The organism is Algoriphagus sp. 10J20-15 (assembly GCF_055809615.1).
Genome location: NZ_JBVVUG010000051.1, coordinates 15497 through 33803 on the forward strand (window position 1 = coordinate 15497; position 18307 = coordinate 33803).

The 18307-nt window shown below is 39.8% G+C and carries 19 protein-coding genes and 1 pseudogene; 14 read left to right on the plus strand and 6 right to left on the minus strand.

Annotated features, from left to right (window positions below; all coding sequences use genetic code 11):
• Positions 1-192: 192 nt before the first annotated feature.
• From AC0L6R_RS24425 to AC0L6R_RS24440, 4 genes and pseudogenes are all read right to left on the minus strand, one after another.
• A complete protein-coding gene (locus AC0L6R_RS24425) occupies positions 193-387 on the minus strand; it encodes a DUF4249 family protein (protein WP_473273504.1) in 195 nt (64 codons plus the stop codon).
• 1 nt (position 388) lies between these two features.
• Positions 389-727, minus strand: coding sequence for a DUF4249 family protein (locus tag AC0L6R_RS24430; protein ID WP_473273505.1), 339 nt, complete (start codon positions 725-727; stop codon positions 389-391).
• A 306-nt stretch (positions 728-1033) separates the two neighbouring features.
• The gene (locus tag AC0L6R_RS24435; protein ID WP_473273506.1) at positions 1034-3109 is read right to left on the minus strand and encodes a TonB-dependent receptor plug domain-containing protein; all 2076 of its coding nucleotides are present in this window, start codon (positions 3107-3109) and stop codon (positions 1034-1036) included.
• A 36-nt stretch (positions 3110-3145) separates the two neighbouring features.
• Positions 3146-3319: pseudogene (locus AC0L6R_RS24440) on the minus strand (carboxypeptidase-like regulatory domain-containing protein); the annotation flags it as partial.
• A 261-nt stretch (positions 3320-3580) separates the two neighbouring features.
• On the opposite strand from AC0L6R_RS24440, the gene AC0L6R_RS24445 reads away from it, so the two are divergent.
• The 13 genes from AC0L6R_RS24445 to dprA all read left to right on the plus strand — a co-directional run bounded on the left by AC0L6R_RS24445 (position 3581) and on the right by dprA (position 15991).
• Positions 3581-4546: a VWA domain-containing protein gene (locus AC0L6R_RS24445; protein WP_283414371.1), complete on the plus strand. Its 966-nt coding sequence runs from the start codon at positions 3581-3583 to the stop codon at positions 4544-4546.
• Positions 4547-4614: 68 nt separating this feature from the next.
• Positions 4615-5190: a hypothetical protein gene (locus AC0L6R_RS24450; RefSeq protein ID WP_473273507.1), complete on the plus strand. Its 576-nt coding sequence runs from the start codon at positions 4615-4617 to the stop codon at positions 5188-5190.
• The gene (locus AC0L6R_RS24455) at positions 5180-5836 is read left to right on the plus strand and encodes a hypothetical protein (RefSeq protein ID WP_473273508.1); all 657 of its coding nucleotides are present in this window, start codon (positions 5180-5182) and stop codon (positions 5834-5836) included. Before AC0L6R_RS24450 ends, AC0L6R_RS24455 begins: the two co-directional genes overlap by 11 nt.
• 66 nt (positions 5837-5902) lie before the next feature.
• Positions 5903-7081 (plus strand): acetyl-CoA C-acyltransferase, encoded by a 1179-nt coding sequence (locus tag AC0L6R_RS24460; RefSeq protein WP_473273517.1) that lies wholly within the window; start codon positions 5903-5905, stop codon positions 7079-7081.
• 56 nt (positions 7082-7137) lie between these two features.
• Complete coding sequence (locus AC0L6R_RS24465) at positions 7138-8223, plus strand: toxin-antitoxin system YwqK family antitoxin (protein ID WP_473273509.1); 1086 nt, start codon at positions 7138-7140, stop codon at positions 8221-8223.
• A gap of 59 nt (positions 8224-8282) precedes the next feature.
• Positions 8283-9221 (plus strand): phosphoribosylaminoimidazolesuccinocarboxamide synthase, encoded by a 939-nt coding sequence (locus AC0L6R_RS24470; RefSeq protein WP_283414367.1) that lies wholly within the window; start codon positions 8283-8285, stop codon positions 9219-9221.
• Between the two features lie 19 nt (positions 9222-9240).
• A complete protein-coding gene (locus tag AC0L6R_RS24475; RefSeq protein WP_339869521.1) occupies positions 9241-9624 on the plus strand; it encodes an STAS domain-containing protein in 384 nt (127 codons plus the stop codon).
• On the plus strand, positions 9621-10538 hold the full coding sequence (locus tag AC0L6R_RS24480; RefSeq protein WP_473273510.1) for a ribonuclease Z: 918 nt from the start codon (positions 9621-9623) through the stop codon (positions 10536-10538). The genes AC0L6R_RS24475 and AC0L6R_RS24480 overlap by 4 nt, the downstream gene beginning before the upstream one ends.
• Complete coding sequence (locus AC0L6R_RS24485; RefSeq protein WP_473273511.1) at positions 10535-11326, plus strand: queuosine precursor transporter; 792 nt, start codon at positions 10535-10537, stop codon at positions 11324-11326. Before AC0L6R_RS24480 ends, AC0L6R_RS24485 begins: the two co-directional genes overlap by 4 nt.
• A 564-nt stretch (positions 11327-11890) precedes the next feature.
• On the plus strand, positions 11891-13669 hold the full coding sequence (locus AC0L6R_RS24490) for a DEAD/DEAH box helicase (RefSeq protein WP_339869525.1): 1779 nt from the start codon (positions 11891-11893) through the stop codon (positions 13667-13669).
• A gap of 76 nt (positions 13670-13745) precedes the next feature.
• Complete coding sequence (locus AC0L6R_RS24495) at positions 13746-14450, plus strand: 16S rRNA (uracil(1498)-N(3))-methyltransferase (protein WP_473273512.1); 705 nt, start codon at positions 13746-13748, stop codon at positions 14448-14450.
• A gap of 88 nt (positions 14451-14538) precedes the next feature.
• Positions 14539-14892, plus strand: coding sequence for a MerR family transcriptional regulator (locus tag AC0L6R_RS24500; RefSeq protein ID WP_283414361.1), 354 nt, complete (start codon positions 14539-14541; stop codon positions 14890-14892).
• Entirely contained in the window at positions 14864-15991 is a 1128-nt protein-coding gene (dprA, locus tag AC0L6R_RS24505) for a DNA-processing protein DprA (protein ID WP_473273513.1), read from the plus strand. The genes AC0L6R_RS24500 and dprA overlap by 29 nt, the downstream gene beginning before the upstream one ends.
• A gap of 5 nt (positions 15992-15996) precedes the next feature.
• Here dprA and AC0L6R_RS24510 read toward each other — a convergent pair whose 3' ends face one another.
• Positions 15997-16848 carry a hydroxymethylglutaryl-CoA lyase gene (locus AC0L6R_RS24510; protein ID WP_473273514.1) on the minus strand — a complete coding sequence of 284 codons (852 nt, stop codon included), beginning with the start codon at positions 16846-16848 and terminating at the stop codon, positions 15997-15999.
• A gap of 335 nt (positions 16849-17183) precedes the next feature.
• On the opposite strand from AC0L6R_RS24510, the gene AC0L6R_RS24515 reads away from it, so the two are divergent.
• Positions 17184-17711, plus strand: coding sequence for a hypothetical protein (locus AC0L6R_RS24515; RefSeq protein ID WP_473273515.1), 528 nt, complete (start codon positions 17184-17186; stop codon positions 17709-17711).
• 157 nt (positions 17712-17868) lie between these two features.
• On the opposite strand, the gene AC0L6R_RS24520 is transcribed toward AC0L6R_RS24515, so the two are convergent.
• A complete protein-coding gene (locus AC0L6R_RS24520) occupies positions 17869-18192 on the minus strand; it encodes a methylenetetrahydrofolate reductase (RefSeq protein ID WP_473273516.1) in 324 nt (107 codons plus the stop codon).
• Positions 18193-18307 lie beyond the last annotated feature (115 nt).

An 18307-nucleotide genomic window follows, 5' to 3' on the forward strand; every position in this document is an offset into this window, starting at 1 on the left:
CTTCTTTTTGATTTTCAGCAAACTTCTAGCAAAAGGATATGGACCAGAACATTTACTCCATAAGGAAGCGAAAAAATTGAAGCTGAAAGAGCTCCTGACGGGCTACTTGAATTATGAAATTAACAATATCCTAGATTGCTTTTGGCTCCATACTGGCTCAAAAGAGTACCTATACATACTCCTCGAATAACCCTACTCTTTGTCATCTTCAATAGTGATAGTTCTAGTAAGCACAGACGCCACATTAAAAAACCCCAACACCTCAGAATCACCACTTTCCACTAGAATATTTGAAGTTGGATTTTGTGGAGGAGGTGAGAACAAACCACCGTCATTATAGAGTAAGTTGACCAATTGAGTTAAATATTCATAGGAACTATCATTCATTCTAAAAAAGCTCAAGCCTGATTTTATCCCCTTCGTCAAAGGAATAATTCAGCTCCAGCCCCTCCTCAAAAAATTTTAACCCAAATGTGTCGTCAAAAAGCAAATAATCATCCCTATTATTCTTTAAGGTATCATTCTCAATTACTCTGATTCTATAATAATTATCTGTTTCAAACGGGATTTCCCCATAGACTTTAATGTAATAGCCTTCATCTCTAAAAAGCCTTTCTTCTTGGTATTCATAAGTAACACTATCCACAGTAGGAGGAGCCAAAAGAGTACCTGATGACGTGAACACATTATTATTCCAACGCACAGTAAGCTGATACTTCTCCCCCACCTCTCGCTTTCTCCTCCGGAATTTAGTGGCAAATAGCTATTTGAATACACATTATAAGCGAAAGGGATTTTACGAGCGCTTCCTTCTTCAGATATAAATACCTCCGCATCAGATATTACCTGAGTCTCCAAGGTATCAAAATAATCCTCAGCCAGTGAGACACGGACTTCATTGTAATAGCTATTATCTGTCCAAGTAGCCTCTATCACTGGCACATCCCCATCAATAGTCGCCAAAGGCAAGAACACTTCTTCCTGACAGGAAAAAGCAGCTATTGCTAGTATCAAGATCCAAAATCTCTTCATGTTAAAACTGAAAATTATAGGTGATTGATGGTAAAAATGTAAAGAGGTAAGTCATTACTATGCCTTGGCGGGTTGAAACTATTGGACCGTCTTCACTGCTGTCATATCTGAAGTCATCATTATAAATCTCTCTGAATTCATATGCAAATGGGTTTTTTCTTCCATACAGATTATAAACAGAGAAGTTCCAACTCCCCTTCCATTTCCTCCCTTTGTCAGCATTTTTCCAAGTGACCGAAGCGTCCATTCGGTGATAATCCGGAAAACGGTCTTCATTTCTGTAATCTGAATACAAGGGAACAGATTGATTATCTAAATCATATACACCAATCGGAAAGGACACTGCCTGCCCAGTGGTATATATGAAAGTAAGACCGGCTGACCAAGAAGGAGAAAACTCATGATTCAAGACCAGCGTGATGTCATGAGGTCTATCAAATCGAGGATTGTATTTCTGCCCCTGAGAGATGTCAGTTATTTTCCTCCAAGTCCTGGAGTAAGTATAGGCTAACCATCCAGTAGTTCTTCCAATATTTTTTCTCAATAAAAACTCAGCACCATAAGACCAACCTTTTCCTGTGAGAAGTTCTGTTTCCACATTATCTGTAAACAACACTTGAGCTCCATTTCTTAGGTCTATGACATTTTGCAGATCTTTGTAATACCCTTCCACAGAAAATTCCCACCGGTTTTCGTCGAAATTCCTAAATAAGCCCAAAGAAACCTGATCTGATCGAATCGGTGGAACATATGTTCCTGCCAAAATCCATCGATCGATGGGAAGACCTGCTGAGGAATTTGAAGCTATTTGTACATATTGAAAATTCCGGTTATACGCCGCTTTCACGGAGAACTCATCGTTGATAAGGTATCGAAAAGCAATCCTAGGTTCCAATCCTTGATAAAATTTCATGTTCTCAAGTGTACTATAATTCACCGTATCTATTACAGGGCTGTCTGGCCCAACGATAGAATTTTCATAAATATAGTCCACGCCTTTTCCTATTTGGTTGAAAAATCCCCATCTAAGTCCAGCTTCGGTGCTCAATTTAGGAGTGAGCTCGTAAGTAACACCTGCGAATGCACTGTTCAAAAATCCATTTTTCGGATTGGTCACTATAGGCTGTATGTTACTATCAGCTGCAGGATTCAATTCTATAGGAGCTAAATGATACAGCTGACTTTGGAACCCCCAATAGCTTTGGATCTTATCACTAGTCAGCAAGGTCCACTGCCCTTTTAGGCCCGTTTCTGATAGTTTATTTTTCCATTCAAAACCTGTATTAGGATCATCAAATTCAACTTGGTAATTATAGCGGGAATGATATCCCTGTAAATCAAAGAATAGCTTTTCGGAGATATTTCTACTCCATTGAGCTGAGGAAATCCAGTTGGTCCAACCCAAACCAAATTGATCGTCAAGTCCCAAAAAATCACTCCCTTGATAGCTGGAAACTGTTAGCTTATCTTTTTCACTTAAAATAAATGATAATTTCCCACTCAAATCGTGAAAATTGAGCTTATTGTTTCGGAGGTCTTTATCATTGGAAAGCTTCAAAAACAAGTCAGCATAAGTCCTTCTACCAGAAATGACAAAAGTAGATTTATCAGAAAACAAAGGCCCATCCAAAGTCAATCGCGAAGAAATACTTCCTATCCCTCCTTCACCATGAATTTGCTCATTATTTCCTTCCCGCAAGGTCACATCTATAAGAGAAGATAGTCTTCCCCCAAAGGAAGCCGGCATATTTCCTTTGTAAAGCTCAACTTGGTCGAGCGCATCAGGATTAAAGACCGAAAAGAAGCCAAAGAAGTGCGAAGGATTATAGATAGGCGCCCCATCCAATTGCACTAAATTCTGATCTGCCGAGCCTCCTCTCACAAACAAGCCTGTAGTCCCTTCACCGGCTGTCTGCACTCCTGGTAACAGCTGCAAACTTCTCAGCAAATCAACTTCGCCAAAAAGTGCAGGAATATTTTTGATAGTAGCTATTGGGATTGTAGCCTTGCCTGTCTCCATATTTCTCACTTGTTCATCAGGCCTTCTTTCTTGGATTATGATTTCGTCGAGTGACATTTCTTCGGGCTTGAGGAAAAAACGCTGCGTTTTCTCCAAGTCTTTGGAAGTAATGACACGAGTAGAAGTTTCATACCCTATAAAAGAAACAATCAGGCGAGCCGGTAAAGGTTTTATTTCAATCCGAAATACTCCATTGATATCGGAAACTACTCCTGATGAAATATCATTCTCCCAATAGACGCTAGCTTCCTGGAAGAGGCGAAGTATTCGTCACATCCAAGACTTCAGCGGAGAAATAGCTAGTTTCCTGAGCGCTGGCACTGCAAAACAGTAAAATGAAAAAAGAAAGTAAAATGAATTTATTCCGCTTGCCTGATGGCTCCATCCTTCGTTTATTTGAATTGTAATCTCAAAATTAGACGATTCAAAAAAATTAATGTTTGTTAATTATCAATAACATTTGAATTTACCTTCACCACTTATAGCATTCTTCCTTTTAAAGTAATCTTTATTTTATAATTTCAGGCTATGATTTGGGCATATCCGGACGTAAAACTCACCCTCTTGCTAGCCGGCATATTCGGTTTGCTATATTTTATTTATCTATTTCGCTACTGGAAGATTAATCGAAAACTGGTGGTGGAAAAGCGCAGGCTATTCACTAAGGTGGTCATTAGGACTGTCTATTTTGTGTTATTCCTGATCGCTTTTGCAGGTCCATCCATAGGAACTTCATTGAAAGAAATACAGGAAGAAGGAAAAGACATCTTCATTGCTGTGGATTTGTCCCAATCGATGAATGCCCCTGATATCGGACCAAGTCGCCTTCAGCGAATTAAGTTTGAGCTAAAAAATCTTACCAAAAGCTTTCCTTCAGATAGAATTGGACTGATTATTTTCAGTTCGGAAGCATTTATGCAATGCCCCCTTACCTTCGATCAAAGCGTACTTCAATTATATATTGATGGCTTGAATACGGGTTTGGTCCCGAACTTTGGCACCGATTTGAATGGTCCATTGAAAATGGCAGAAGAAAGATTCTTGAATGATGAAAGTCAGGAAGTGAAATCCAAAACAATCATTTTGATCTCTGATGGAGAAAACTTTGGAGATGATTTGGACGAAATTGGCTCCCGGTTGAATAGTGAAGGAATAAAAGTGTTTTCACTTGGCATTGGAACTGAGGGGGGAAGTAGCATTCCAAGAGGAAACGGCTTGGTAATAGATCCACAAACTGGAAAACCAGCCCAAACAGTTCTTGACCGAGCTCCGTTACAGCAAATTGCCTCTGAAACAAATGGTCAGTACTTTGAGATATCAGATGAAGTGCAGGAAATTGGTGATTTAATAGCAGCAATAGAACGCGTGGAAGGCGGTGTAACTGGTTCCAGAGTGGTGGAAGCTTCCGCAAATAAGTACTTCTATTTCTTATTAGCTGGCTTAGTTCTTTCTATGCTAGATATGATTTTACCGATCAAAACTATCAAACTATAAATGAGTTGGAGTAAGCTAACATTGGCAGTTTTTCTTCTGATTCCCGCATCTTGGACTCGTGTACCAATTTGAATTCCGCCATAGATTTGGCAGGAGAAAGCTATGCAAATGCTGAATACGAGCAGTCAATTACCAACCATCAGGTCCTTGTTGATGAATTTGGGTACACTTCTCCAGAGCTGGATTACAATCTCGGATTAAGCAATCAATTTGCTGAGAAAGTGGAAGAAGCAGCAGGCTATTACGACAAAGCTTCAATAGCGCCAAATAAGATGCTCGCTTCTTTCGCATACAATCAAGGAGGCGTTTTACTAGGAGATAAAAAGGAATACGAGCCTGCTCTCTCCAAATTTAAATCTGCGTTGATTCAAGATCCTAATAACGAAGTAGCTAGATACAATTATGAATTACTGGCAAGGTGGTTGCAACGTGATGAGGAGCGCAAGAATGAAGATCAAAATAAGCCCGAACCATCAGAATTTGCGAAGCGTAAGAAAGCAGAGGCAGATAGGCTAGTGGAACAATTCCGCTTCAAAGATGCGTTGAACCTAATGAATGAAGCTAGACTTCAAGATGAAACCGTTGATGCATATCAAGATTTTATGATGAGTCTTCAAGAAATCACAGAAATCGATGAAAAATAAACTCCTATTACTTCTTGGATTTATATTGACCCTAAGCCTGTCGAGCACCATAGCACAAACTTCAGGAGAATACTTTAATCGCGCTGCGCGATCCTATGTCAAAACTGAAAAGGATCAGGCATTGGCGACGGTAAACGATGGCTTGACCAAATACCCTGGAGACCCAAAGCTACAGGCTCTTAAAGAAAAGCTAGAAAAAGATAAGGAAGAGCAAGAAAAGCAAGATCAACAAAACCAAGAGAATCAAGACCAGCAGAACCAGGAAGAAAAGCAGGAGCAAAAAGACAACTCTCAACAAGGAGAAGATGGCGAGCAGCAGGAGCAAAAAGAGGATGGAGAAAAAACCAATGAGGATAAAGCCAAAGAATCTCAATCCGGCGATCCCACCGAGCAAAGTGAGGATAAGCCAGGTGAAAATGCTAATGACCAAAAAGATGCCAATTTAGCTGACAAACAAAAGGCAATGGAGGAGTTTAAGGAGAAGTTAAAAGCTATGAACCTGACTCCTGAGCAAGCTGCACAAATACTAGAAAGTATGAATGCTGCAGAATTGCGCTATATCCAACAAAACAAGAAAAAAGCTACAGAGAGACCTAAGAGAGGGATTCCTGACTGGTCAGAATGTCTGAAGTTGGATGACCGATGACCGATGAAGGGTACACCGGACATCCTACATCGGTCACCTAACATCTACTAAACCCAAATAACTATGATTAAAGAAGTATATATTGTTTCCGCTGTAAGAACACCATTAGGAAGTTTCGGCGGGAAATTAGCTGGTTTGACAGCAATAGAATTAGGCAGCACCGCCATTAAAGGAGCTTTGGAAAAAGCCGGTGTTAATGCAGAATCAGTACAGGAAGTTTTTATGGGAAATGTGATTTCCGCTAATCTTGGACAAGCTCCTGCACGTCAAGCCTCTATAGCAGCTGGTATTCCTTATAATGTCCCTTGTACCACCGTCAATAAAGTTTGTGCTTCTGGCATGAAAGCAGTGATGTTTGGCGCTCAGTCCATTATGCTTGGTATCAATGACGTAGTTGTCGCAGGTGGAATGGAAAGTATGTCCAATGTGCCATTCTATGTTCCAAAAGCACGATTTGGCTACAAATATGGCAATGCTGAATTCGTGGATGGATTGGTGAAAGATGGCCTGTTCGAAGTATATAATAAATTCCCAATGGGAAACTGTGCGGATAATACTGCCAAAGAGATGAACATTTCCAGAGAGGCTCAGGATGCATATGCTATCCAATCTTATCAAAGATCTGCCGATTCATGGGCTAAAGGTTACTTCAAAGATGAAGTAGTTCCGGTAGAAATGAAAGGTAGAAAAGGCGAAACTATCGTAATCGACGAAGATGAGGAATATAAGAACGTTATGTTTGATAAAATCCCTTCCCTTCGACCTGTATTTGATAAAGAAGGAACTGTCACGGCAGCAAACGCATCAACCATGAATGATGGCGCTTCAGCATTAGTACTGGTGAGCAAGGAAAAAGCTGAGGAATTAGGTTTAAAGCCTTTGGCGAAGATTAGAGGTTTTGCAGATGCTGCGAAAGACCCACTTTGGTTTACCACTGCTCCTGCCCTAGCCATTCCGAAAGCTATCAAGCACGCTGGGTTAACTGCTGAAGACATAGATTTCTATGAAATCAATGAAGCCTTCTCTGCCGTAGCTTTAGCAAATCAACAAGAACTAAACCTGGACAATGATAAAGTAAACGTATTTGGTGGTGCTGTATCTTTAGGACATCCACTAGGAGCTTCAGGAGCAAGAATAATCAGCACATTGAACTCTGTATTACATCAGAAAAATGGCAAAATCGGCGTAGCTGGCATATGCAATGGCGGTGGCGGGGCGTCTGCTATTGTCATTGAAAAAATGTAAGCCGAAATTTATCTTTTGACCTCAAGGCAATCAGTCTTGAGGTTTCTTTTTATCCTATGAACAAACTCCTCTTACTTGTTTTTTACTGCTCTATTGCCCAATTCACAAAGGCTCAGGACACTATTCGCACGTATTACGATGAAGAGGAAACCTTGGTCAAAGAAATATATTTCACAGTAAATGGTCAGGCAAATGGTGAAATCAAACGCTATGACGAAGAAGGAAATATTATTCAAATCGGCCAATTAAAAAACGGACAAAAGAATGGGATTTTTGCTGATTTGCATCCAGCGACTGGTGACACGTTAAGAATTACTCCATTTATAAATAATATTAGGGAAGGTGTCTCAAAGAGTTTTTTCCCAGATGGAAAGCTAAAACAAACTTCTACCTATTTAGACAATCAGATTGTCGGGGAGGTAATTACCTACTATGAAACTGGGCAAGTCAGAGACAAAACTAACTTTATCGCAAATAAACCAAATGGCCTCAGCGAGACCTTTTACGAGTCTGGAAAGCAAGCTTCGAAGGTATATTTCTCAGCAGGTCGTTATGACGGACTTTTTCAGGAGTTTTATGAAAATGGGCAACTGATTATAACTGCCACCTATTCTGATGGAGCACTAGATGGAAGAGAAACTCAATATTATGAAGATGGCCAGGTATTATCAGTCATAGACTATTCCGACGGAGTGCTGGATGGGGTTTATGAATTGAATTATCCAGATGGATCTCCCGAAAGAAGAGGAAACTATAAAAAGGGATATGAAGATGGTGAGTTACTATCTTATCACGAAAATGGAAAAGTGAGAGAAAAATCAGTTTTTAAAAAAGGAATCCCAATTCAGCCTACCGAAAAATACTATCCATCGGGAGAAATTGAACAGAAGAAGACCTTTGATAAAAATGCAAATCTGGTATTAGAGATCAATTACTATGAAAACGGTCAAGTTCATTTTGCGATAAATTACCTGAATAATAAAGCCCAAGGTGAGGTTAGAATATTCCGTGAAGATGGTTCGTTAGAGGAAATCAGACGCTTCCAAGAAGGAAAAATACACGGAAAGCGAGAGTTTTTTGATGAAATTGAGAATCTGACCAAAACCGAATTCTACGAAAACGGAAACAAAACAGATAAATAATAGATCTCGAAAGAGCAGAAAGGCAAAGCTTTTTCTATTTTTGCCCAAACGATAAAAGGATGAGTAACGCAATCAAAGAAACCCACTTTAAATTTCCAGGACAGCAAGGATTTTACAAAGGTAAAGTTCGCGATGTTTATATGTTTGACAAAGAATTGGTTGTGATTGCATCCGATAGAATTTCAGCCTTTGATGTGGTATTGCCTAAGCCGATTCCCTATAAAGGTCAGGTGTTAAACCAAATTGCAGCGAAATTCCTTGCTGCTACTTCCGATATCGTGCCTAACTGGGTCACTTCCACTCCCGATCCAAATGTGACTATAGGTGTGAGATGCGAGCCTTTCAAAGTTGAGATGGTGATACGTGGCTATATGTCGGGTCATGCGGCAAGAGAGCATAAGGCTGGAAAGCGTGTAATTTGTGGCGTTGCCATGCCTGAGCATATGCGTGAAAATGATCCATTTCCAGAACCTATCATCACACCTACCACTAAAGCTGACGAAGGACATGACGAGGATATTTCCAGAGAAGAGATTCTAAAACAAGGAATCGTGAGTGAAGCGGATTATGTGCAACTAGAAAAATACACCAGAGCGTTGTTTCAAAGAGGTCAGGAAATGGCCAATGAAATGGGGTTGATTTTGGTAGATACTAAGTATGAATTCGGAAAAGTTGGGGATAAAATTTTTCTGATCGACGAAATTCACACCCCGGATTCTTCCCGCTATTTCTACGCAGATGGATACGAAGAGAACCAAGCGAAGGGAATTGCGCAGAAACAGCTTTCAAAGGAATTTGTAAGGCAATGGCTGATTTCCAATGGTTTTCAGGGCAAGGAAGGACAATCTGTGCCTGAAATGACGGACGAAATTGTAGAAAGCATCTCTGATCGCTATATTGAGCTCTTCGAAAAAATAACCGGAGAGAAATTCCAAAAAGCAAACACAACAGAAATAGAGTCTAGAATTGAAAAAGCAATCCTTAAACACCTAGGCTAAAAGCCCAATAATTTATACTATGAAATATTCAATTGATAAAAAAGAACAGTACGTCATCTTCACTCCACAGGAAGAAAAATTGGATTCTTTACTTGCTCCAGTTTTAAAGTCTGAATTGTTGACGATTCATGCTGAAGGCTTCGAAAATCTTGTTTTGGACATGAGCGAAGTGAAATATGTGGATTCTTCAGGACTTAGCGCATTGCTAGTTGGAGATCGTGAGTTTGGTAAAAACGGTGGTGTTTTCATCATTTCTGGCGTGCAGGATCACGTGATGAAATTGTTGAAAATCTCAATGCTTGATAAAAAGCTAAACTTGGTTAGCTCTCTTGAAGAGGCAAGCGAAGCCATCTTTATGCATGCAATCGAAAGCGGTGAAGAAGAAGAGGAGGAGGAAGGTTGATCCCGGACTTTGAAGTCACCATATTAGGAAACACCTCTTCCATCCCTGTGCATGGAAGACATCATACTGCCCAAGTCGTTAGATTTGGGCAGGACTTTTTACTGCTGGATTGCGGAGAAGCTATGCAGCTACAGGCTCGTGCTTTCAAGGTCAAAGTATCCAAAATCAACCATATCTTTATCTCACATCTTCATGGAGATCATTACTATGGATTGATAGGCTTGCTCTCAAGTTATAGTCTAGGAAAACGCACAACGCCCCTTACTATTTTCGGCCCACGAGGTCTGGATGAAATCATTACTACCAATTTCAGATATAGCAACACCAAGCTCCCCTATCCGCTGAATTTCGTAGAAACGCATGATGATGGATTGAATTTGCTTTTGGAAGACAAGCGCTATGAAGTCTACAGTTTTCCACTAAAACATCGACTTCCTACTACTGGTTTTTTGATCAGAGAAAAACATGGATTAAGGAGTATGATTAAAGAGAAACTGCAGCAAACTGACGTTCCATTAGCGGCAATTCAAGCACTTCGATCAGGAGAAAATTACAAAGACGAAAATGGAAAGATTTATAAAGTAAAGGAGTATACACACCCACTTCCGCCTTTAAGATCTTATGCTTATTGCTCAGACACGATTTTCAACCCTGAATTGAAACAATATTTGAAAAATGTAGATTTACTATATCACGAATCTACTTTTATGGAAGACAATATCGAAAGAGCGGCTACGACCTTTCATAGTACAGCAATTCAAGCTGCGGAAATTGCCAAAATGAGCAAAGTGAAGAAGTTGCTTTTGGGACATTTCTCTTCCAGATATGAACATCTCGAACCTTTATTGGAGGAAGCCAAGAGTGTTTTTCCAACTAGTATTTTGAGCGAGGAAGGTCAATCCTATTCCATATGAACAGCATTCAGGAGTCCAAAAAAACCAATCTTTTTATCATTCTGGGAAGCATCTTCCTGACCAATGCGATTTTAGCTGAGATCATCGGAGTGAAGATTTTCTCCGCAGAGAAAACGCTTGGTTTTGATCCGGTGAACTGGACTTTCTTTGGAGCTTATTTATTGGATTTCAATTTGACAGCTGGAGCGATTATTTGGCCAGTGGTTTTTATCACCACTGATATAATCAATGAGTATTTTGGTAAGAAAGGGGTAAAAAAGATCTCATTTCTTACGGCTGGACTGATTGCATACGCATTTATCGTGATAATGATAGTTACCCATTTGGTTCCGGCAGACTTCTGGTTAGATGTGAATTCAACCACACCGGATGGAGATAGCTTCAATATCAGCTATGCCTTCAATACAATTTTCCGTCAAGGACTAGGAATTATCATCGGTTCGTTGACTGCGTTCTTACTTGGCCAGTTAATCGATGTGTATGTTTTCCAAAAACTAAGAGCGGTCACTGGGGAAAATAAGATCTGGCTTAGAGCAACAGGATCAACGCTTGTTAGCCAGTTTATTGATTCTTTCGTCGTATTGGGAATAGCTTTTTACGTTTTTGGCAACTGGAGTCTCAGCCAAATCATTGCAGTGGGAATTATGAATTACCTCTACAAAATGACCGTTGCGATAGTACTCACTCCCCTACTTTACGTTGCCCATGGCATTATTGATAAATACCTAGGTAAAGATCTCGCAGAGGAAATGATTGAGGAAGCGAGTGAGAATAAAGCTTTTTTGTGATAGGATTCGAGATTGGAAAATTGAAAGATTCGAAATATGATTATCCGAAATGGCGCCAGTCACCCTAGATTCCTTGTTTATCAGGTTGGAAGACCGATGACCGAAGACCGAAGTACCCTCAATTCTTAAGTTTAATAAATCTTACATTGCTTTTGTCAACTTACTAGAAGTAAAGCGGATATACATAATTCGAAATTTAATTTTAACAAAACTTGCCAAAGACAAGATCAATAAAAGCCCAGAATTCAATTCTGGGCTTTTATTGATTGCTAATGTTATTCCGAGTGACAAGGGCTCCATCAGTCTTACAAAATCAATTACTCGACAAATTTTTATTCTTAAAGAACAGGTCTATCTCCTCCTAACCAAATATTTTTCTCCCAAATCATTCATTTTTTAACGATTATTCTAAATACTTTCGAATACAGTTTGGTATTCCAAATTATTAATCATACTTTTGCACCGTCAATAAGACAAAGAACAATTTTTCGTGCCGTGAATTCCTTACTGTCGCTTGTCGGGATATTTATTAGGACCGAATGGCAGGGAAATTAAGGAAACATCATGGATCAAACACTCAAGTTCTCAGACTTGGGAATTTCTGCGGAAATTCTTAAGTCAGTGGAAGAGATGGGCTATACCCAACCTTCCCCAATTCAATCACAAGCTATACCTTTCGTACTTCAGGGAAGAGATGTCATCGGACAGGCTCAAACCGGTACAGGTAAAACAGCAGCTTTTGCTATTCCAATTATCGACTTAGTCGATGCGGATGTAAACAAGCCTCAAGCAATCATTCTTTGCCCTACCCGTGAACTTGCTGTTCAGGTAGAAGGTGAAATTCAAAAATTGGCTCGTTATCACAGAGCAATTAATTCAGTAGCTATTTACGGTGGCGAATCTATCGACCGCCAGATCAGAGTTCTTCGCAAAGGAGTTCAGATCGTAGTAGGTACTCCAGGCCGTGTACAAGATCACATCAACCGTGGCACATTGAAGCTTGACTCAGTTGGCATCCTAGTATTGGATGAGGCTGATGAGATGCTAGATATGGGCTTCAGAGATGATATCGAAGCTATCCTTCAGGAGATGCCGGAAGAAAGACAGACTGTTTTCTTCTCTGCTACTATGGCAAGACCTATCATGGACTTGACTAGAAAATATCAGACTAATCCTGAGATTGTAAAAATCGACAAGAAGGAATTGACTGTTTCTAACATAGAACAAACGTATTACGAAGTTAAGAATCCATTGAAATTGGAATTGATGGCTCGTTTGATGAATGTTCACAACATCAACCTAAGCGTAGTATTCTGTAATACTAAGCGTATGGTAGATGAAGTTACCGAAGGCTTGATCGCTAGAGGAATTGCTGCTGATGCACTTCACGGTGACCTTTCTCAAGCTCAGCGTGATAAGGTAATGGGCAAGTTCCGTAAAGGACATTGCAAAGTACTTGTTGCAACTGACGTAGCTGCAAGAGGAATTGACGTTGACAATGTAGAGGCGGTATTCAATTACGACCTTCCATTAGACGAAGAATATTACGTACACCGTATCGGTCGTACAGGCCGTGCAGGTAGAAATGGTAAAGCAATCAACTTCGTAACAGGTAGAAGAGATAACTTTAAGATGAGAGATTTGGAAAGATACACCAAAGCTACCATTACAAAGATGTCCCCTCCTTCTGCTGCTGATTTGATCGAATTGAAAAAAGCTCAATTCGTGAAAAGCGTAACAGAACAAGTTCAGAAAGAAGAAGACAATCAAATCTTCGAAGCAACTATCGGACAAATGCTTGCTGAAGGTCTTACCATCGATCAGGTAGCTGTTGGTTTGATGAAGTTAGCGATGGGTGACTCAGTGAAAGAAATGAGCGAGCAGAACTTCAGCATCGATACCTATGGTAACGATAGAAGAAGAGAAGGTGGACGTGACGGCGGAAGAGGCGAACGTGGCGGAAGATTCGAAAGAGGTGGAGAAAGAGGCGGAAGATTTGAAAGAGGAGAGAGAAGCGAAAGAGGTGGTGAGAGAAGAAGAGAATTCGGATCTCGTGACGGTGGCTCTAGAGATGGTGGTAAAAGACCAGAAAGAGTTCGCGAAGCAAACATGACTCGTCTATTCTTAAACCTTGGTAAAAAAGACAGAATCCGTCCAAATGATATCGTCGGTGCGATCGCGGGTGAAACTGGCGTACCAGGACGTAGCATTGGAGGAATTGATATTTATGACAACTTCTCTTTTGTGGATGTTCCTTCTAAAGATGCCAATCAGGTGATCGACGGAATGAGAAACAACACCATCAAAGGTAAGTCTGTCAACATGGAAATTTCAAAAGGTTAATAGGTTATAAGGTTTATATGGTACTAAGGCACATTTCTAAGGAAATGTGCTTTTTTTGTGTCTAAGAAAATTCCGTATGCAACTCTTTTTTCAAGAAAACATCAGCCCCCCACTTATCCATTTAGATCCGGAGGAGTCCAAGCATCTCTGTCGTGTACTTCGTAAAAAGCAAGGAGACCATGTGAATGTAACCGATGGTGCTGGCAAACTTTTCGAATGTGTAATCCTGGAAGCAAACCCTAAGAAGACCAGTTTGAAAGTTCTGCAAACCAATGAAGTTGAAGCAGAATCTTTTCATATTCATTTGGCAATTGCGCCAACCAAAAGTCCAGATCGTATGGAGTGGATGGTGGAAAAAATCACTGAGATAGGTTTCCATGAATTGACCCTTTTGGAGACTATGAATTCGGAAAGAACCTACCTTAAAACTGACCGACTGGAAAAAAAGATTATTTCTGCATGCAAGCAAAGCTTAAAATATAGAATCCCTACTCTTAATCCCATTTCCAAACTAGATGAGATCTTGAATTCTAAAGAATTTGAAGATTATCAGAAATTCATTGCATACGTAGATGAGAATCACGATCATCATTTGTTTGACAGCGCAGAAGCAAATGGGAAATATTTAGTTTTAATAGGCCCAGAAGGTGATTTTGATCCAATCGAAATTGAAAAAGCTTTTAGAGCAGGGTTTAAGCCAGTATCTTTGGGTCGAGCAAGATTACGAACTGAGACTGCTGGGCTTGCAGCAGTTCAGATGCTTCAAACACTAAATCGATAAAATAATCGTTTTTTTCTTGTTCAGTTAAAGTTCTTGTTGAAGAACTTATAGCATTTTCATTAATTTAGAGTCAAAGACAATTTTTACCGTGCCGTACAAAGAGCGAGAAATAGAAAAGAAATATCATTCCATAGGGGAAGTAGCGCAAATGTTCAAAGTTGCGCCTTCATTGATTCGCTATTGGGAAGGTGAGTTTGATATCATCCGTCCTAAGAAAGACAGAAAAGGCAATCGTCGCTACACTAAGATCGATATCCAGAAGATCAAATACATCTATCATCTGGTTAAAGAAAAAGGATACACGCTTCAGGGAGCTCAAGAAGTGATCAAAGCGGGAAAAGAGCAAGGATTTGATAAGGTACAAGCCGTGCAAAGGCTTCAGGAGATCAAAGATTTTTTAATCAATATCCGGGATGAATTCAATGCTAAATCAGGCTCATGAGGATTTACGTTACTTTCTAGCATTATCCTTAGCTCCTAAAATTGGACCTGGTGTATTTAAAGCTATTATCGCCTATTCAGGGTCAGCTACTAATTTTTTCAAACTCCCAAAAGGCAAAGTGGCTAAAACTCCCAAAGTCGGAGAAAAGCTTTTAACCTTAAGAAATCAAGAATCCGAGTTACTTCGAAAAGCGGATGACCTGATTAATGAATGTGCAAAAAAGCACTTCCATATCCTCACTCCACTTCATCCTGATTTTCCTCAGCGCTTTAAAATGCAAGAGGATTCACCTGTGGTGATTTTCGCTCAGGGAAAAACTGATCTGAATTTTGATAGAAGTATTGGAATCGTCGGGACAAGAAGTGCGACAAATTATGGTAAATCAGCCACAAGAAAGATCATTGAAGATTTGGCAATTTACCAACCTACTATTATTTCAGGATTAGCTTATGGTATTGATATAGAGGCTCACCGGGCTGCTTTGGCAGTTGGACTTCCTACGATTGCAGTGATGGGCTCTCCAATCGGAAGGATTTATCCTGCAGTTCATCGGAAAACTGCAGAATCGATTTTAGAGTCAGGGGCTGTAATTAGTGAATATTCGCCAAGTAGCACCATGGTTCCGGGAAACTTCCCAGCACGCAACCGAATTATAGCTAGCCTTTCCGATGCGCTAATTGTAGTAGAAGCAGCCGAAAAAGGAGGTGCCCTAATCACAGCTGAAATTGCATACAGCTATGACAAAGATGTCTTTGCTGTGCCAGGAAACCTGCAATCCCAATACAGCGAGGGTTGCAATTTGCTGATTAAGAAAATGAAGGCAAATATATATACCGGGCCAAATGACGTAGTAGAAGCTCTGTTTTGGACCAAACCTGGTGAAATAAAAACTCAAAAGCCTCAACTTGACTTGACCCACAGAGATGTGGATGATCAGGCTATTTTGAAGCTTTTACAGGAAAAAGGAGAAGTAGAAATTGATTCTTTGAGCATAACCACAGAAATCCCTTTGGGATTGCTATCTTCTAAACTTCTGGCTTTAGAGTTTGAAGGGATTGTAAAGTCCTTACCTGGGAAGAAGTATAGGTTGTTGGTTTAGCAATTTTATGGATTGAATACAAAATTCGCCAATTTCATTGCCTCTCCAAATTCCACTTTATTAAGCCCTAAATCAAGACCATCAGACTCCAATGTCTCAACCATCACTTCAGTAGCCATATTGCCCACCAGCTCATCATCAGCCATAGGGCAACCTCCAAATCCTTTCAGCGCACCATCAAATCTTTTGCAACCAGCCTTTACTCCTGCCCTAACCTTCGCTGCAATATGCTCATGCTTACTATGCAGATGCGCACCAAATTCAATGTGAGGAAAAGTAGTAATCTGAAAACTCAATAAACTTGTAATCAATTCTGGATCAGCTACTCCAATCGTATCAGATAAAGAAATAATTTTAACACCCAGCTGATCCAATTTCTCCACAAACTCTGCAACCAACTCTGGAGAATAGGGATCTCCATAAGGATTCCCAAAGCCCATGCTTAAGTAAGTCACCAAGGTTTTCCCCTTCACTTCGCAGAGATTCTGAATTTCTTCAACTTTCTCCAATGCTTGCTGAATACTTGCATTCGTGTTTCTCTGTTGGAAAGTCTCTGATACAGACAGCGGAAAACCTAAGTAATCGATTTCTTGAAATTGTAATGCTTCGGTTGCTCCTCTGACATTCGCAACAATCGATAAAAGTTTGCTTTTTGAATTATGTAGATCGAGAAGTTCTAAAACCTCGGCCGTATCACGCATTTGAGGTATTGCTTTAGGACTTACAAAACTCCCGAAATCCACCGTGTCAAACCCCACCTCCAAAAGTTGATTGATATAAGCCGCCTTAATCGCGGTATCAATAAACTCAGGTATTCCCTGCATTGCGTCCCGAGGACATTCTATCAATTTAATCATAGCTAAAGTTACCAAAGATCAATTACTGTAGGGCTGAGATCCTCAAGTTTGTGCTATGACCTATAGTAGATTTTTGCTTTGTCGGTTAAACAAAAAACCTCTAGAATCACCCAAGACCTGGACAGATTTTGGAAAACTTGGGTAATAATTATCATAAAGTGGGGAATATAACTAATCGTCAAAAAACGCCTTCAACCCCTAAAAAGTGCCTTAATTAATCGTAATGACCCTTTTTATGATTCCTACAAGCTAACTATAGGATTGGATTCAGTATTGTATTAGATGCAATAGATTTTAACCACTAACAACCTTTTTACAACCAAACCAATTTAGAAATGAAAACGAAAGTAAATTTAATTATCGGGGCAGCAGTAGCCACAGTAGCATTGTACTCATGTGAGACGAAAAATTACACTGAACAAGACCGTGTAGAAGTAACTTCTAACCTTGAGAATTATGTAGATAGCGTAGAAAACGCAGTTAAAATAGTTCCAGTACACAACTGGTCAGTAATCGATGAGCGTTTTGACAGCCTTGAAAATAGAGCTGAAAAGGTGTATGATGACTTGAAAGTAGAAGATGACAATCTTGAAATGATCGAAGAGCGCTACGAAACTGTAGTGAAAAACGCTAAGGCTGAATCTGAGAACTTTGAAAGAACTGCCGAAATGCACATGAATAATGTGGAAACATGGTGGGATAAGACTTCTTCAGATATTGAAAAAGGAACAAAAAATACAGCTCAAGATTTAGAAGAAACCACCCAAGAAAGTTTGGATTGGTTAGAGAAAAACTTGGATAAACTCGGTGATGAGACCAAGAAAAAATATGAAGAGATCTCAATGAAATTAAGCAAAGATTAATTTCACTCAATAAACTAGAAATCCTTCTGGAATGATTCCAGAAGGATTTTTTTTTACTTTTTCAAAAAACATGTTGATCTAAGAATTTCAGAAATTCTGGTTTGGAAAGATTTAAACCAAAGCAATCCTACCAGTACCATTGCGGAAATACATATTTTTAAAATATCTCCTTTGCAATTTTATAGGTGGTATCTGCCTTACTCATGGTATAGAAATGCAAGGATGGCACCTTCTTTTCCACCAACTCCTTGCACTGCTGTATAGACCATTCTATTCCAACTTCCTTTACCTCAGCGTTAGTTTTACACTTTTCCAACTCATCCATCAGCGGATCTGGCAAGTCCAAAAAGAACGTGCGTGGAAGCATAGTGATTTGACCTAAGGTAGTGATAGGCTTGATACCTGAGTAATAGGAACAGTAATCCCGGCAGCTCTGACTTGGTCTGACAAATTCAAAGTATTTTTCATTGTCAAAAAACATCTGAGTTACGCTATCACAGCTGCTCCTCTCTCGAACTCTTCTCCTTGAGGTACTTCAAGTCAAACTTCATCGAAGGCGCCTCGAAGTGTTTTTCTGGGATATCCTGCTACACCCT

Excerpts from the sequence above, each read along its gene's own strand:
- AC0L6R_RS24425 (WP_473273504.1), bottom strand. The coding sequence starts at position 387 with ATGAATGATAGTTCCTATGAATATTTAACTCAATTGGTCAACTTACTC.
- AC0L6R_RS24435 (WP_473273506.1), bottom strand. The coding sequence starts at position 3,109 with ATGTCACTCGACGAAATCATAATCCAAGAAAGAAGGCCTGATGAACAA.
- AC0L6R_RS24445 (WP_283414371.1), top strand. The coding sequence starts at position 3,581 with ATGATTTGGGCATATCCGGACGTAAAACTCACCCTCTTGCTAGCCGGC.
- AC0L6R_RS24455 (WP_473273508.1), top strand. The coding sequence starts at position 5,180 with ATGAAAAATAAACTCCTATTACTTCTTGGATTTATATTGACCCTAAGC.
- AC0L6R_RS24465 (WP_473273509.1), top strand. The coding sequence starts at position 7,138 with ATGAACAAACTCCTCTTACTTGTTTTTTACTGCTCTATTGCCCAATTC.
- AC0L6R_RS24470 (WP_283414367.1), top strand. The coding sequence starts at position 8,283 with ATGAGTAACGCAATCAAAGAAACCCACTTTAAATTTCCAGGACAGCAA.
- AC0L6R_RS24475 (WP_339869521.1), top strand. The coding sequence starts at position 9,241 with ATGAAATATTCAATTGATAAAAAAGAACAGTACGTCATCTTCACTCCA.
- AC0L6R_RS24485 (WP_473273511.1), top strand. The coding sequence starts at position 10,535 with ATGAACAGCATTCAGGAGTCCAAAAAAACCAATCTTTTTATCATTCTG.
- AC0L6R_RS24490 (WP_339869525.1), top strand. The coding sequence starts at position 11,891 with ATGGATCAAACACTCAAGTTCTCAGACTTGGGAATTTCTGCGGAAATT.
- AC0L6R_RS24495 (WP_473273512.1), top strand. The coding sequence starts at position 13,746 with ATGCAACTCTTTTTTCAAGAAAACATCAGCCCCCCACTTATCCATTTA.
- dprA (WP_473273513.1), top strand. The coding sequence starts at position 14,864 with ATGAATTCAATGCTAAATCAGGCTCATGAGGATTTACGTTACTTTCTA.
- AC0L6R_RS24510 (WP_473273514.1), bottom strand. The coding sequence starts at position 16,848 with ATGATTAAATTGATAGAATGTCCTCGGGACGCAATGCAGGGAATACCT.
- AC0L6R_RS24515 (WP_473273515.1), top strand. The coding sequence starts at position 17,184 with ATGAAAACGAAAGTAAATTTAATTATCGGGGCAGCAGTAGCCACAGTA.
- AC0L6R_RS24520 (WP_473273516.1), bottom strand. The coding sequence starts at position 18,192 with ATGTTTTTTGACAATGAAAAATACTTTGAATTTGTCAGACCAAGTCAG.